The following is a 14632-nucleotide window of genomic DNA, read 5'->3' as shown; positions in this document are numbered from 1 at the left end:
GCTCTCGCTACACTCCCGCACCATGGCCGATCCGCTCTTCGACGCCGTCGAGCGAGCACAGCTCTGCGATCTGCTCGACGCACTCGGTCCCGAGGCACCGACCCTCCTGGGGCCGTGGACGACCCGCGACCTCGCCGCGCACCTCGTCCTGCGCGAGCGCGACTACCTGGCCGGCCCCGGTCTCGTCCTGCCCGGCACGTGGGCCCGCTTTGCCGAACACCGAAGAAGAGCGCTGGCACGGAGGGACTTTGACCGGCTCCTGGCGACGATCCGCTCGGGACCGCCGCCAGGCTTCTTCCGTATCGGATGGGTGCGCCGATTCCCGAACCTCAACGAGTTCTTCGTCCACCACGAGGACGTACGCCGAGCCAACGGCCGCGCCCCGCGAACCCACGCGTACGCCATGGACCAGGCCCTGTGGCGCAATGTCGGTCGCGCGCCCTGGTTCCTCGCGCGGCGACTGCGCGGCGCGGGTCTTGAGCTGCGGTGGGCAGGGACCGCCGAGACCGTGCGAGCACGGCGGGGTGAACCCACCGCCCGCCTCACCGGACCCCCGGGCGAGCTGCTGCTCTACCTCTTCGGTCGACGGGAGGCGGCGCACGTCGAGTTGAGCGGGCCCGCCGCGGCAGTCGAAGCCGTGCGAAGCGCGCGATGGGGCATGTAGCGGGGCCGACGGTGGCTGGTTGGCGTGCTGGCAGAATGTGCGGATGGCGACGGACCGGCCCTGGGCAGGGCTTCACAGCGACCTGCTGGCGGCGAAGACACTCGTGTACGACCCCGCTGGCTTCGCCTGCTCACAGCCGGTGCCCGAGCCGGAAAGCGCCGAGTACGCAGCGCACGGCTTCACGCTCGACGGGTTGTCGGTCAGGTTCCGCGTGGCCAAGACCACCCCGACGAAGGTCGGCCAGTTCGTCACCGTGTGGCAGCGATCCGCGGAAGGCCCGATCCGGCCCTTCGACGCCGAGGACGGGGTCGATCTCTTCGTCATCAGCAGCCGTGAAGGCGGCCACTTCGGGCAGTTCGTGTTCCCGCGCGAGGTGTTGTGCGAGCGCGGCATCGTGTCCCGGAACCGCTCCGGCGGGAAGCGAGGCTTCCGGGTCTATCCGCCCTGGGTGACCACGACCAGCCGGCAGGCAAGCAGCACTCAGGCATGGCAGATCACCTACTTCCTGCCTGTCGCGGAGCACGCGCCCCTCGACGCGGCGCGCGCCCGAGCCCTCTACCACCCGTAGGCGCACCCTTCCCCAGCTGCGCGGAGCGGGGCCGCGACTCCTCGGGCAGACCTAGGGCGCTTCTGACGGATCTCCGCGGCGTCGCGGCGTCTGGCACGCACGCTCGCGGCGTTGCCGAAATGCCCCCATAGCTCCGCTATGAAGCCATCCCGGCGCCTTGCGATCGCACGCACCAGACGCCGCTCCTTCCTCCACGGAGATCCGTCAGAAGCGCCCTAGTCGTTGCGCTCCTCGCCGGCGCTGACCTTCGGGCCGGCCACCGTCTCGGCGATCTGGCGTTGCTGTTCGGCGGTGACGGGGAGTTCCACGCGGTCGCGGAAGTACCAGGCGCTGAGCGTGGCACGCAGGCGGTCCAGGCGGGGGGCCCGGGCGCCGGGGTATGGCAGGGGTTTGGGGATGTCCCTGGCCAGCATGCGGTAGCGCTCGGTGGTCGGCACCGGCTCCTGGGTCTCGCGCAGGCCGCCGTAGACGCTCTGGAGCACATAGCCCGTTTCGCGGCCCTCCAGGAGGAGTTGGCGTTCGCGGTCCTGTAGGGCCAGGCAGATGCGCTTGGTGAGGAGGAAGGCGAGGACCGGGCCGAGGACGAACAGCACGCGGAAGATCCAGGTCAGGCTCTCGACCGAGACCCGGAAGAGGGTGGCGATGACGTCGTTGCCGCCCGCCGCCAGCAGCACGGCGTACCAGACGATGGCGGCGACGCCGAGCGCCGTGCGGGTGGGGGCGTTGCGCGGCCGGTCGCACAGATGGTGTTCCGTCAGGTCGCCGGTCACCCAGCGCTCGAAGAACGGGTAGGCGTAGAGCAGCATGAAGAGGACGCCCGGCAGGACGAGGGCGGGGAGCAGGACGTTCCACATCAGCGTGTGGCCCGCCACGTTGGTCTCCCAGGCCGGCATCAGCCGCAGTGCGCCTTCGAGGAAGCCCACGTACCAGTCGGGTTGGGCGTCGGTGGAGACGGTGTCGGTGAGGTAGGGGCCGTAGGCCCAGACGGGGTTGATCTGGGCGAGCCCGCCGAGCAGGGTCAGCACCGCGAAGACCATGAAGAACAGGCCGGAGGACTTGGCGGTGAACTGGGGGAACATCGGCTGCCCGACGGCGTTGCGGTTGGTGCGTCCGCGGGCCGGCCAGTGGGTGTGCTTGAGGTACACCACCAGGAGAAGGTGCAGGCCGATCAGGGCGAGCAGCAGGCCGGGGACGAGGAGGATGTGCACGGTGTAGAGCCGGGGAAGCAGAATGTGGCCGGGGTAGGAGCCGCCCCAGAGGAAGTAGCCGAGGTACGTCCCCACCAACGGGAGGGACAGCACGATGGTGTTGGCCGTGCGGAGGCCGGTGCCGGACAGCAGGTCGTCGGGGAGCGAGTAGCCGGCGAAGCCCTCCAACATGGCCAGCATGAACAGCGTCACGCCGACCATCCAGTTGCCCTCCCGCGGCCGACGGAACGCACCGGTGAAGAAGACCCGCAGCATGTGCACCGCCAGCGCGGAGACGAAGACCAGGGCCGCCCAGTGGTGGACCTGACGGATCAACAGGCCGCCCCGGACCTCGAAGCTGATGCGCAGCGTCGAGGAGTAGGCGCCCGACATCGACAGCCCCCGCAGCGGGCCGTACGCACCGTCGTAGGTGTGGTGGGCCATGCTCGGCTCGAAGAACAGCGTCAGATAGACGCCGGTCAGCACCAGGATCAGCAGGCTGTAGAGCGCGATCTCGCCGAGCAGGAAGGACCAGTGGTCCGGGAACGCCTTGCGCAACAGCGCCCGCCCGGCCTCCGAGGCGGGCAGGCGGCCGTCGACCGCGGTGAAGGCGGAGCGGCCGGCCCGACGGGCCCGCGCCACCGTCCCTTCCGTTGCGCTCCCGAACAGCATCTACGGCCCTCCTCGGTGCTGTGGTCCACGCGGCACCCGTGGTGCCCGCTCCACCGCACCCTGCCTGGCCGATCGCCGCCCGGCGCGCATTACGCAGATCGGGGGCACCGCCGGGCGGCCGGGACGTCACGCCACGACGCCGATGCCCTGCCGGACCGGTTGCCCGGTGAGGTAGTGGACGTACTCGTCGGCCAGCCGGAAGCCGGCGGTCCAGGCGAGCAGGCGACTGGCACGGTTGTCGCGGGAGCAGGTCCAACTCGGGGTGTGGCCCCGCGCGGCGATGTCCCGGCACAGGGCGGTGACGCAGGCGAGGGCCAGGCGCTGCCGGCGGTGTTCGGGGAGGGTCACGCAGGCGACGTCCTCGTACCCGGTGCCGCGGAAGTATGCACAGGCGACGGCGAGGACGCGGCCCGCGTGGAAGGCGCCCCAGCCGTGCCCGGAGGCGGCCAGACCCGCCGGGCCGCCCCAACTGGCGTGAATCCAGGCGGCGTCCGAGCCCAGCGCGCCCAACGCCTCGGCGTCCTGGGGCAGCAGGCGGCGCACCTTCACCCCGTGCGGCGGCCGCGGGGCGGCGGTGGACTGGCGGTGCAGGTACACCATGCGTTCCCAGGGGACCAGGAGGTCGAACGAGCTGCCCAACAGGGGCAGGAAGCGGGCGGGTGCCTGGGCGTAGTGCCCGGCGAAGCCGGCCAGGGAGAGCGGCGCCAGCGACGTGGGGTCGCCGCGGAAGAGCGTGTGGTTGGCGCAGGAGACGACCACCGCGCGGGGCGCGTCCGGGCGGTCGACCCACCACCGGCCGTTGCCGGAGATCAGCGCGTGCTGGGCGAGGGCTACCGTGCCGGGCGGACCATCGGCGAACCAGTAGGCGAGGTCCGGGAGTTGGTGCGGCGGGATTTCGATCACGGCGGTTCCTAGTGGCTGGGTACGCTGGGCCGGCCCTGCGCGGTGCGGGCCTACGGGGACGCGAAGAGGGGCGCCCGGTCGGATCACGGGCGCCCCGGGGGCAAAGACGTGTCAGCGGGCGGTGGACGTCTTCGGGCAGCGCGGCGCGTGACATCGGCCCGCCGTATGAGGCGGGTGGGCGAGCACGAGCCGGGCGCTGTTCACATCCCTATCGAATGCCACGGCGTACCCCGCCGCAAGCAGTGCCTGCGCCTCTTTACGGCCCTCTGATGAACGGGGGTTTCGCCGCTGACGGGGTGCTGACGGGGGGCTGACGCGGGCGTGGGCGCGGCCGGGCTCCGAAAGGTCCGAAAACCGCGTGCCGCGCCCACGCCCGCCGTCGGCTCACATGCCGGCCATCCGGCCGGCGCCGGGGCGGAGGTAGACGGCCCAGGTCACCAGCGAGCAGAGTGCGTAGACGGCCAGGAACGCCCAGTAGGCGGCGTTGCCGTTGCCGACCGCCAGGAACGACTGGCGGAAGGCGAAGTTGACCAGGACGCCGCCGAACGCCCCGATGGCACCCGCGAGTCCGATCAGCGCCGAGGCGCGGCGCCGCGCGTCCTGCTCCGCGACGGCCGGATCGGTGCCGCCGTCCACCGCCGCCCGCGCCCTGGCGTGGAAGACCGCGGGGATCATCTTGTACGTGGAGCCGTTGCCGAGGCCGCTCAGCGCGAAGAGGGCGACGAAGCCGGCCAGGAACAGCGGCAGCGAACCGGCGCCCGAGGCGACGAGCACGGTGGCCGTCCCGAGGGCCATCAGCAGGAACGTCAGCACGGTGATCCGCGCGCCGCCGAAGCGGTCCGCGAGCCGCCCGCCGACCGGCCGGGCCAGCGAGCCCAACAGGGGCCCGAGGAAGGTGAGGTACGCGGCCTTCACCGGGGTGTCGAACTGCTGCTGGAACTGGACCTGGAGGACCTGCCCGAAGGCGAAGCCGAAGCCGATGAAGCTGCCGAAGGTACCGATGTAGAGCAGCGAGATGACCCAGCTGTGCGGCTCCCGGACGACCTCGCGCAGCGCGCGCCCGTCATTGCGCAGCGAGGGGAGGTTGTCCATCCGCAGCGCGGCGCCGAGCGCCGCCAGCACGATCAGGGGCAGATAGACCAGCAGCACCAGGCGCGGATGGGCGGTGCCGGCGGTGGCCAGCACCGTCAGCCCGACCAACTGCACCACCGGGACACCGAGGTTGCCGCCGCCCGCGTTCATGCCCAGGGCCCAGCCCTTGAGGCGCTGCGGGTAAAAGGCGTTGATGTTCGCCATCGAGGAGGCGAAGTTGCCGCCGCCGACGCCCGCGACGCAGGCGACCGCGAGCAGCGTGCCGTAGGAGACGCCCGGCTCCAGCACCATCCCGGCCAGCACCGTGGGGACGAGCAGCAACGAAGCGCTGAAGACCGTCCAGTTGCGGCCGCCGAAGCGCGCCACGGCATAGGTGTAGGGCAGCCGCAGCGCCGCGCCGAGCGCGGTGGGCAGCGCGGTGAGGGTGAACTTGCCCGCGGGGTCGATGTGGTACTCCGGGCCGAGGAAGAGCACCAGCACCGACCACAGGCTCCACACCGAGAAGCCGATGTGCTCGGAGAGGACCGAGTAGACCAGGTTGCGGCGGGCCACTCTGGCGCCGGCCTCGGCCCAGAAGTCCTCGTCCTCCGGCCGCCAGTCGGTGAGGGTACGGGCCCGGACCGGGGCCGGTGCGGTGGTGGGTTCGCTGCCGACGGCAGTGCTCGTCATCAGGTGTCACCTGCTCGGTGAGAGGAGGGGGAATCCGGACGGTGGGGGGTGGTGAGGTGACGGTGGTGTGGGGCGCTGTGGGGGGTTACGGCTGGCGCACGTCGGTGTGGGCGGCCGGCGGGCTACGACGCGAGGCGCACCGGCCAGATGCGCAGGACCGCGGGCCGCCCGTCGGGGGTGGTCTCCTCGTCCAGGCAGCGGCCGTCGCGCAGGTCGAACACCTGCTTGTACATCGGGGAGGCCACCGTCGGCACGCCCGCGCGGCTGCCGAGGATGCCGCGGGACAGGACATAGGCGCCGCTGAACGGGTCGCGGTTGTCGACCGCGTACAGCTCGCCGGCGCGGTCCCGGAAGACCGCGACCTGTTGGCCGCTCGCACTGAGCACGGCCACGCCGCGACCGGGCGTCAGCTCGTCGTAGGAGCAGACCCGGGTCCAGCTCCGGCCGTCCAGGATCTCGACGGTTCCGGTCGCGGTGGACGTCTCGACCGCGGGGCGGGTTTCGAGGGTGGTGTCGGTCATGAGGTGCGCACCTCCAGTTGCGGGCCGGCGATCAGTGCCGGGGTGCCGTGCCCGTCCTCGTCGGGGCGGGCGGGACGGATCTGGCCGCGCTCGGGGACGAAGGTCACGGCCGGGTCGGGGGTTCCGGGGGCGTTGACGAAGGAGGTGAAGCGGCGCAGTCGTTCGGGGTCGGCGAGCACCGCGGCCCACTCGTCCTCGTAGCGGTCGATGTGGCGCTCCATCTGCAACTCCAGCTCGGCGCAGATGCCCAGCGAGTCGTCCAGGACGACCTCCCGGACGTGGTCCAGGCCGCCGTCGATGCGCTCCAGCCAGGTCGAGGTGCGCTCCAGCCGGTCGGCGGTGCGGATATAGAACATCAGGAACCGGTCGATCGTCCGGAGCAGGGCCTTCTTGTCCAGGTCGGCCGCGAGCAGGTCGGCGTGGCGGGGGGTCATGCCGCCGTTGCCGCCGATGTAGAGGTTCCAGCCGGCGGAGGTGGCGATGATGCCGAAGTCCTTGCCCTGGGCCTCGGCGCACTCGCGGGCGCAGCCGGAGACCGCCGCCTTGATCTTGTGCGGGGAGCGCAACCCCCGGTAGCGCAGCTCCAGTTCGATGGCCAGCCCGACCGAGTCCTGCACGCCGTAGCGGCACCAGGTCTCGCCCACACAGGACTTCACCGTGCGCAGCGACTTGCCGTAGGCGTGGCCGGACTCGAAGCCGGCGTCGACCAGGCGGCGCCAGATCTGGGGGAGTTGGTCGACGGTGGCGCCGAACAGGTCGATCCGCTGGCCACCGGTGACCTTGGTGTAGAGGCCGTAGTCGCGGGCGATCTCGCCGATGGTGATCAGGCCCTGCGGGGTGATCTCGCCGCCGGGGACCCGCGGCACGACCGAATAGGAGCCGTTGCGCTGCAAGTTGGCGAGGAAGTGGTCGTTGGTGTCCTGGAGCGCGCCCTGCTCCCCGTCGAGGACATGGCCGCCGGCCAGGCTGGCCAGGATCGAGGCGACGACCGGCTTGCAGACCTCGCAACCCTCACCGCCGCGCCCGTATCGGTCCAGCAGATCGCCGAAGGAGTCGATCCCGGCCACCTGGACGATCTCGTAGAGCTCGGCGCGGGTGTGCCCGAAGTGTTCGCACAGGCTCGTGTCGACGGTGACGCCGCCGGCCTCCAGCTCCTCGGCGACGATCGTGCCGAGCTGCTTCACACAACTCCCGCAGCCGGTACCGGCCTTGGTGCACTTCTTGACGTCGGGGACGGTGGTGCAGCCCTGCTCGGACACCGCGGTGCGGAGGGCGCCCTTGGTGACGTTGTGGCAGGAGCAGACGACCGCGTCGTCCGGCAGCGCCGTCGCCCCGGTGGCCGGCGCGAGCCCGGCGGGCAGCACCAGTTGCTCGGGCGCGGTCGTCAGTGGCTTGCCGCCGAGCGCGAGCGGGCGCAGCAGGCCGTAGGACTCGGTGTCGCCGACCAGCACGCCGCCCAGGAGTTGTCCCTCGCGGCCGACGACCAGCTTCTTGTAGACGCCGGCCCGGCTGTCGCTGTAGCGGACGTCGGCCGCGCCCTCGGTGGCGCCGTGCGCATCGCCGAAGCTGGCGACGTCGACGCCCAGCAGCTTGAGCTTGGTGGAGGTGTCGGCGCCGGTGAACAGGTGCTCTGCTGCCGGCAGTTGCCCGGACTGCTCGGCGGCCAGCGAGCGGGCGGCGGCCTCGGCCATCGCATAGCCGGGGGCCACCAGGCCGTAGACCCGGCCGTCGGCGGCCAGCGCGCACTCGCCGATGGCGTGGATGCGCGGGTCGGTGGTGCGGCAGCGCTCGTCGACGACGATGCCGCCGCGCTCGCCGACCGGCAGCCCGCAGTCCCGGGCCAGTTGGTCGCGCGGCCGCACACCGGCGGAGAACACCACCAGGTCGGCGGGGAGTTCGCGGCCGTCGGACAGGCCCATGGCGCGGACCCGGCCCTCGTCGTCGGTGACGATCTCCTGGGTGCCGGCCCCGGTGTGCACATGGACGCCGAGGTCCTCGATCTTGCGGCGCAGCAGATGGCCGCCGTCGTCGTCGACCTGAAGGGCCATCAGTCGCGGGGCGAACTCCACGACATGGGTCTGAAGGCCCAGGGCGGTGAGCGCGCCGGCGGCCTCCAGACCCAGCAGCCCGCCGCCGACCACCACACCGATCCGGGTGCGCTCCGCCTCGGCCTCGTCCCGTATCCCTTGCAGGTCCTCGATGGTGCGGTAGACGTGACAGCCGGCCGCCTCCCGGCCGGGGACCGGTGGCACGAACGGGACCGAGCCGGTGGCCAGCACCAGCGCGTCGTAGCGCAGCGTCGCGCCGGAGGCGCAGGTGACGGTCCCGGTGGCGCGGTCGATGGCGGTCGCCGGGTCGGACAGGCGCAGGTCGATGCCGTGCTCGGCGAGGAACCCGGCCGGGGTCAGGGAGAGTTCGTCCGTACTGGTGCCGGAGAACCACGAGGTCAGATGGACCCGGTCGTAGGCGGCGCGGGGTTCCTCGGCGAGTACGGTGATCCGCCACTGCGCGGCCTCCGGCTGCTCGACGAAGGTCTCCAGGAAACGCTGGCCGACCATGCCGTGGCCGACCAGGACCAGTTCCTTGAGCGGGCTGTTCGAGGGGCGCTGCGTCATGAGGAGGCTCCGAGGGTGGTGAGCAGGTGCAGGGGGTGGTCGGGCAGCGGCTCGTCGCGCTCCAGTGCGCGGGCGAGGTCACCGACGGTGGTCAGATCGCCGAGGAGGATCGCGCCGACCAGGCGGTCCCCGCGCAGCACCAGCTTCTTGTAGCTGCCGCGGGTGGTGTCGGTCAGCCGCACCACGGCCAGCCCCGGGTCGTCGCCCGGGTCGGCCTCGTCGAGGTGGACCTCGCCGAAGGCCGCGTACTCCAGCGGGCCGGCGCTGAGCCGGGCCAGTGGCCGGGAGCCGGTGTAGCGGGCATCTGGGGCGTTGCCGGAGAGTCGGGCGGCGAGCACGTCCGCCTGCTCCCACGCCGGGCCGGCCAACCCGTGGACGGTGCCGCGGTGTTGGGTGCAGTCGCCGATCGCGTGCACATGAGGGGCGGAGGCGGCCAGGGCGTCGTCGACGACGATCCCGGTGTCGACCCTCAGGCCTGCGGCGTGCGCCAGCGCGGTGCGCGGTCGCACGCCGCAGGCCAGCACGAGCAGATCGGTGCCCAGCCGGTAGCCGCTGGCCAACTCGACCTCGCCGTCCTCGGTCAGCGCCCGGGCGCGGTTGCCGAGGTAGCTCTCCACGCCCAGCGCGCGCAGGCCGCCGCGCAGCGCCGCCGAGGCGTCCGCATCGAGCTGGCGCTCTATCAAGTACGGCCCCTGGTGCACGATTTCGACCTGGATGCCGAGCGCGGCCAGGGCTCGCGCGGCGCTCACCCCGAGCACCCCGCCGCCGACCACGACGGCCCGCTTCGCGCCGGCCGCGTCCTGGGCGAGCCGGGCGCAGTCGGCCAACGTGCGCAGCGCGTGCACCCCGGCCCGCAGCCCTTGGCCGTCGGGGCGGCGCAGCCCGCGGACCGGCGGCAGTACCGGATTGGCGCCGGTGGCCAGCACGAGTTCGTCGTACTCCGCGCCCTCGCCGTCGGCGAGGGTGAGCGTGTGGGCCGCGGTGTCGACGGACACCACCTCGCAGCCGGGCCGCACCGCGGCGGCCCCGATCGGCAGCGCGATGGCCTCGGCGTCGAACCGGCCGGCCAACACCTCGGCGAGCAGGACGCGGTTGTAGGGGGCGCGCGGCTCGGCGCCGTAGAGGGTGACCCGCCCGGTGCCGCCCAGCGCGTGGTACCGCTCGGCGAACCGCGCCGCGGCCATACCCGCGCCGACCACCGCTATCCGACGCGCGTTCATCCCAGGTCCCCCGTCCCCGAGCCCCGCCCCAACTCCCCACTCGGGAGCTCCAACCGCACCGCGCACACCTTGAACTCCGGCATCTTCGACGTCGGGTCCAGCGCGGGATTGGTCAGCGTGTTGGCCCGGCCCGGGCCCGCCCAGTGGAACGGCATGAAGACCGTGTCCGGCCGGATGGCGTCGGTGATCCGGGCCGGGGCGAGCGCCCGACCGCGCCGCGAGACCACCGCGAGCGGCCCGCCCTCCACGACGCCGAGCCGGGCCGCCAGCCGCGGGTGCAGCGCCACGAACGGGCCCGGCGCGGCCCCGACGAGCTCGGCCACCCGGCGGGTCTGCGCGCCGCTTTGGTACTGCGCCAGCACCCGGCCGGTGGTCAGATACAGCGGGTACTCCGCGTCCGGCTCCTCCGCCGCCGGCCGGTGACTGACCGCGGCGAACCGCGCCCGACCGTCCGGGGTGGCGAACGCGTCGAGGAAGAGCCGCGGCGTGCCGGGGTGCTCCGCGTCCGGGCAGGGCCAGAAGACGCCGTCCTCGGCGCGGATCCGGTCGTAGCTGATGCCCGTGTAGTCCGCCTGCCCGCCCGCCGAGGCGCGGCGCAGCTCGGCGAAGACGGTCTGGGGGTCGTCGTCGAATCGGCCCGGTCGGGCATCCGGCGTCGCCGCCCCCAGTCTCTCGGCCAGCTCGCGCAGGATCCACAGGTCGCTGCGGACGCCGGGCGGGGGAGCGGTGGCCTGCTGACGCAGTATCACCCGCCCCTCCAGATTGGTCAGGGTGCCGGTCTCCTCCGCCCACTGGGTGCTCGGCAGCACCACGTCCGCGAGCTGCGCGGTCTCCGAGAGCACCACATCGGAGACGACCAACAGTCCCAACGCCCGCAGCCGCTCGGCGACATGGGCGGCGTGCGGCGCGGAGACCACCGGGTTGGAACCCATCACCAGCAGCGCGTGCACGCCCCCCGGGCCTGACCGGCCCAGGCTGTCCAGCAGCTCGTAGGCGGAGCGGCCGGCGCGCGGCAGTGCGCCCGGATCGACGCCCCAGACGGCGGCGACATGGGCCCGGGCGGCGGGGTCCTCGATGGAGCGGTAGCCGGGGAGCTGGTCGGCCTTCTGGCCGTGTTCGCGCCCGCCCTGGCCGTTGCCCTGGCCGGTCAGGCAGCCGTAGCCGGAGTACGGCCGGCCCGCCTTGCCCGCGGCCAGGCAGAGGTTGATCCAGGCGCCGACCGTGTCGGTGCCCTTGCTCTGCTGCTCGGGACCGCGGGCGGTGAGCACCATGCCGCTCGCGGCGCGCCCGAAGTACCGGGCGGCCTGCCGCAGTTGGGCCGCCGGAACGCCGGTGATCCGCTCCACCCGCTCCGGCCAGTGCGCCATCGCCGCGGCCCGGGCATCCCCGTACCCCTGGGTGCGGGCCGCGATGAAGTCCGCGTCGACCAGGCCGTCGGCGATCAGTACGTGCAGCAGGCCGAGCGCCAGCGCGAGGTCGGTGCCGGGCAGCGGTTGCAGATGCAGGTCGGCCTGCTCGGCGGTCCGCGTCCGGCGCGGGTCCACCACGATCAACGTGCCGCCGTTCTCCCGGAGTTCCCGGAAGTAGCGCAGCGCGGGCGGCATCGTCTCGGCCGGATTGCCGCCGACCAGGATCAGGCACCCGGTGTGCGCGATGTCGGCCAGCGGGAACGGCAGCCCGCGATCCAGCCCGAACGCCAGCCGGCTCGCGGCGGCGGCCGAGGACATGCAGAACCGGCCGTTGTAGTCGATCGAAGCGGTGCCCAGCGCCACCCGGGCGAACTTGCCGAGTTGGTAGACCTTCTCGTTGGTCAGCCCGCCACCACCGAAGACCCCCACCGCGTTTGCGCCGTGCTCCGCCCGTACCGCGGCCAGGCCGGCCGCCACCCGGTCCAGCGCCAGCGGCCAGCTCGTGGCCCGCAGTTCGCCCCGTTCGCGCACCAACGGCGTGGTCAGCCGCGCACCGGGCGCCAGCAGAACCGCGGCGCTCCGGCCCTTGCCGCACAGCGCACCACGGTTGACCGGGAAGTCGGCGCGCTCCTGCACCTCCGGGGTCGCCCCGGCGGTCAGCCGCATGCCGCACTGCAACGAGCAGTACGGACAGTGCGTCGCCGTGGTGGCGAGGGCGGTGGTGGTGACGGTGTCGGCCATGACCCGACCCTGACCGCAGCGCGTTACATCTCCTCACCCGGTGTATTGCGCGCCTGATACGCCTCGCGCACACCACCATGGCCACACGGTGCGGCTAGCGACATATGCCGTAACACAACGAACGGTTCGCTAACACCGGTGTGATCGCCAGGCAACCTACGGGTAACTCGCGCCCCCGACTCTGCCGACATGGGAACTGCCGCCTCCGCCCACCCCACCGGCCCCGCCGGTGGCGCACACCTTCCGCTGACCGGCTTCACCGTCGGCGTCACCGCCGCACGCCGCCGCGAGGAACTCGTCGCGCTGCTGACCAGGCGCGGCGCCCGGGTGGTCGAGGCGCCCGCGCTGCGCATCCTCCCGCTGGAGGACGACCTCGCGCTGCGCCGCGCCACCCAACAGTGCCTGGCCAAACCACTGGACTACGTGGTGGCGACCACCGGCGTCGGATGGCGCGGCTGGATGAGCGCCGCCGACGGCTGGGGCCGGGGCGCCGAACTCGCCGCCGTCTGCCGGGACGCGGTCGTCCTCACCCGCGGCCCCAAGGCGACCGGCGCGGTGCGGGCCAGCGGAGTGGACGAGAGCTGGTCCCCGGACACCGAGGCCACCGACGAACTCCTCACCTGGCTCCTGGCCCGACCCCTCGACGGCCGCCGGATCGCCGTCCAGGAACACGGCCTGCCGCTGGACCACTTCGCCGCCGCACTGCGCGAACGCGGAGCCGAGGTGATCTCGGTCCCCGTCTACCGCTGGGCCCCGCCCGAAGACCCCGGCCCGGTACGACGACTGGTCGAGCAGACCGCCCGCCGGGAGATCCACGCACTCACCTTCACCAGCGCCCCCGCGATCGCCGCCTTCCTGGCCACCGCCACCGCCGACGGCCTGCACGAGCAGGTGGTGGCGGCGCTGCGCACCGATGTGCTCGCCATCTGCGTCGGCCCCGTCTGCGCCCGCCCGCTCCTGGACGCCGGCCTTCCGGTCGTCTGGCCCGACCGCGGCCGCCTCGGTGCCCTGGTCCGCACCGTCACCGAGGAACTCCCGCCCCGCAGCCGCCGGACGCTTCGCGTGGACGGCCGCGAGCTGGTGCTCCAGGGCAACGCCCTCCTGGTCGACGACGAGAGCTACTGGCTCTCACCCAAGAGCGCCACCGTGCTGCGCGCCCTCGCCGAACACCCCGGCTGGGTACTCAGTCGCGCCGAACTGCTGCGCCGCGCCTGGGCCGGCTCCGACGCCGACGAACACGCCGTCGAGGCCGCGGTCGGCCGACTGCGGTCCTCGCTCGGCAGGCACGGCGACCTGATCCGTACCGTCCCCAAGCGCGGCTACCGACTGGCGGCGGGATGACCGGCGCCCCCACCCTGCTGGCCGTCGCCCACGGCACCCGCGACCCCCAGGGCGCCGCCGCCACCGAGGCCCTGATCGCCCGCACCCGCGCACTCCACCCCGAACTCCCCATCCAACACTGCTACTTGGACCTGCTCACCCCCTCGCTCCCCGAGGCCCTGGCCGGCCTGACCGGCGACGTGATCGTGGTCCCCCTGCTCCTCGGCGCCGGCTACCACCTCCGCGTCGACATCCCCGCCGCCCTCGCCGGCGCCCCCCACCTACACACCCGGATCGCCCGCGCCCTCGGCCCCGACCCCCTCCTCGCCGACGTCCTGACGGACCGCCTGCGCCAGGCCGGCTGGCACCCCGACGACCATGCGGACGGCGGCGCCCTCGTCCTGGCCGCCGCCGGCTCCACCGACCCGCGCGCCAACGCCGACACCGCCGCCATGGCCGAACTGCTGCGCGCCCGACTCCCACAGGGCGGCCGCGTGCTGCCCGCCTACCTCTGCGCCGCCGGCCCCACCCCCGCCGAGGCCGTCGCCACCCTCCGCGCGGCCGGCCACCCCCGCATCGCCCTCGCCGAATACCTCCTGGGCCCCGGCCTCTTCGCCCGCCGCGCGGCCCGCTCCGGCGCCTGCCTCGCCACCGCCCCCCTGGGCGCCCACGACGCGGTCGCCCACCTCATCGCGCTCCGCTACGAGGAGGCGGTGGGGGAGTTGGCGGCTGTCGTCCCCGCCCGGAATCCGTAAGGGAGGGCGCGGAGTTGCGCTCCCGACGCAAGGTCGCCGCATAGCTGACACGCGCCGGCAAAGTGGGGTGGGTTGACGGACGTATTACGGCCGTCGTCACCCGCCACGTCTTGTGAAGGGAGTGGCGCGACAACTGGACTGATTTCGCGTCGATGTGATGGCGCATCAGTTTGCTCAGTTCGTGGCACCCCCTTTCCCTCCTCCCTTGCCGGAGTGTGTTTTTTGGGTTTCCGGGACGTGGCGAGACGAGGGCGCGGAGGCGACGGGAATCGGGCGCCGGGGAAGGGTTTTTCGGG

11 protein-coding genes are annotated in these 14632 nt (G+C 73.0%); 4 read left to right on the top strand and 7 right to left on the bottom strand.

Annotated features, from left to right (window positions below):
- Positions 1–22 precede the first annotated feature (22 nt).
- Positions 23–664 carry a TIGR03085 family metal-binding protein gene (locus ACFVFQ_RS13680; RefSeq protein WP_383413926.1) on the top strand — a complete coding sequence of 214 codons (642 nt, stop codon included), beginning with the start codon at positions 23–25 and terminating at the stop codon, positions 662–664.
- A gap of 43 nt (positions 665–707) precedes the next feature.
- Positions 708–1232, top strand: a complete 525-nt coding sequence (locus tag ACFVFQ_RS13675; protein WP_383413923.1) for a MepB family protein — start codon at positions 708–710, stop codon at positions 1230–1232.
- 215 nt (positions 1233–1447) lie between these two features.
- Here the strand turns inward: ACFVFQ_RS13675 and ACFVFQ_RS13670 are convergent, their stop codons facing one another.
- The 7 genes from ACFVFQ_RS13670 to ACFVFQ_RS13640 all read right to left on the bottom strand — a co-directional run bounded on the left by ACFVFQ_RS13670 (position 1448) and on the right by ACFVFQ_RS13640 (position 12261).
- Positions 1448–3091: a cytochrome bc complex cytochrome b subunit gene (locus ACFVFQ_RS13670; protein ID WP_383413920.1), complete on the bottom strand. Its 1644-nt coding sequence runs from the start codon at positions 3089–3091 to the stop codon at positions 1448–1450.
- 126 nt (positions 3092–3217) lie between these two features.
- Entirely contained in the window at positions 3218–3994 is a 777-nt protein-coding gene (locus ACFVFQ_RS13665) for a GNAT family N-acetyltransferase (RefSeq protein WP_383413917.1), read from the bottom strand.
- Positions 3995–4378: 384 nt separating this feature from the next.
- The gene (locus tag ACFVFQ_RS13660) at positions 4379–5755 is read right to left on the bottom strand and encodes an MFS transporter (RefSeq protein WP_383413914.1); all 1377 of its coding nucleotides are present in this window, start codon (positions 5753–5755) and stop codon (positions 4379–4381) included.
- Positions 5756–5877: 122 nt separating this feature from the next.
- Entirely contained in the window at positions 5878–6276 is a 399-nt protein-coding gene (gene nirD / locus ACFVFQ_RS13655; RefSeq protein WP_383413912.1) for a nitrite reductase small subunit NirD, read from the bottom strand.
- Positions 6273–8891: a nitrite reductase large subunit NirB gene (nirB, locus tag ACFVFQ_RS13650; RefSeq protein ID WP_383413910.1), complete on the bottom strand. Its 2619-nt coding sequence runs from the start codon at positions 8889–8891 to the stop codon at positions 6273–6275. The genes nirD and nirB overlap by 4 nt, the downstream gene beginning before the upstream one ends.
- Complete coding sequence (locus ACFVFQ_RS13645; protein ID WP_383413907.1) at positions 8888–10111, bottom strand: NAD(P)/FAD-dependent oxidoreductase; 1224 nt, start codon at positions 10109–10111, stop codon at positions 8888–8890. Before ACFVFQ_RS13645 ends, nirB begins: the two co-directional genes overlap by 4 nt.
- A complete protein-coding gene (locus tag ACFVFQ_RS13640) occupies positions 10108–12261 on the bottom strand; it encodes a molybdopterin oxidoreductase family protein (RefSeq protein ID WP_383413904.1) in 2154 nt (717 codons plus the stop codon). The genes ACFVFQ_RS13645 and ACFVFQ_RS13640 overlap by 4 nt, the downstream gene beginning before the upstream one ends.
- A 189-nt stretch (positions 12262–12450) precedes the next feature.
- On the opposite strand from ACFVFQ_RS13640, the gene ACFVFQ_RS13635 reads away from it, so the two are divergent.
- Complete coding sequence (locus tag ACFVFQ_RS13635) at positions 12451–13602, top strand: uroporphyrinogen-III synthase (protein WP_383413900.1); 1152 nt, start codon at positions 12451–12453, stop codon at positions 13600–13602.
- Positions 13599–14336: a sirohydrochlorin chelatase gene (locus tag ACFVFQ_RS13630; protein WP_383413898.1), complete on the top strand. Its 738-nt coding sequence runs from the start codon at positions 13599–13601 to the stop codon at positions 14334–14336. Before ACFVFQ_RS13635 ends, ACFVFQ_RS13630 begins: the two co-directional genes overlap by 4 nt.
- The last annotated feature ends 296 nt before the right edge of the window (positions 14337–14632 follow it).

Origin of the sequence: Streptomyces sp. NPDC057743, assembly GCF_042798755.1 — a bacterium.
Taxonomy (GTDB): Bacteria; Actinomycetota; Actinomycetes; order Streptomycetales; family Streptomycetaceae; genus Streptomyces.
The sequence above is the reverse complement of the archived record's forward strand: the minus strand, read 5'-3'. Positions and strand labels throughout refer to the sequence as shown.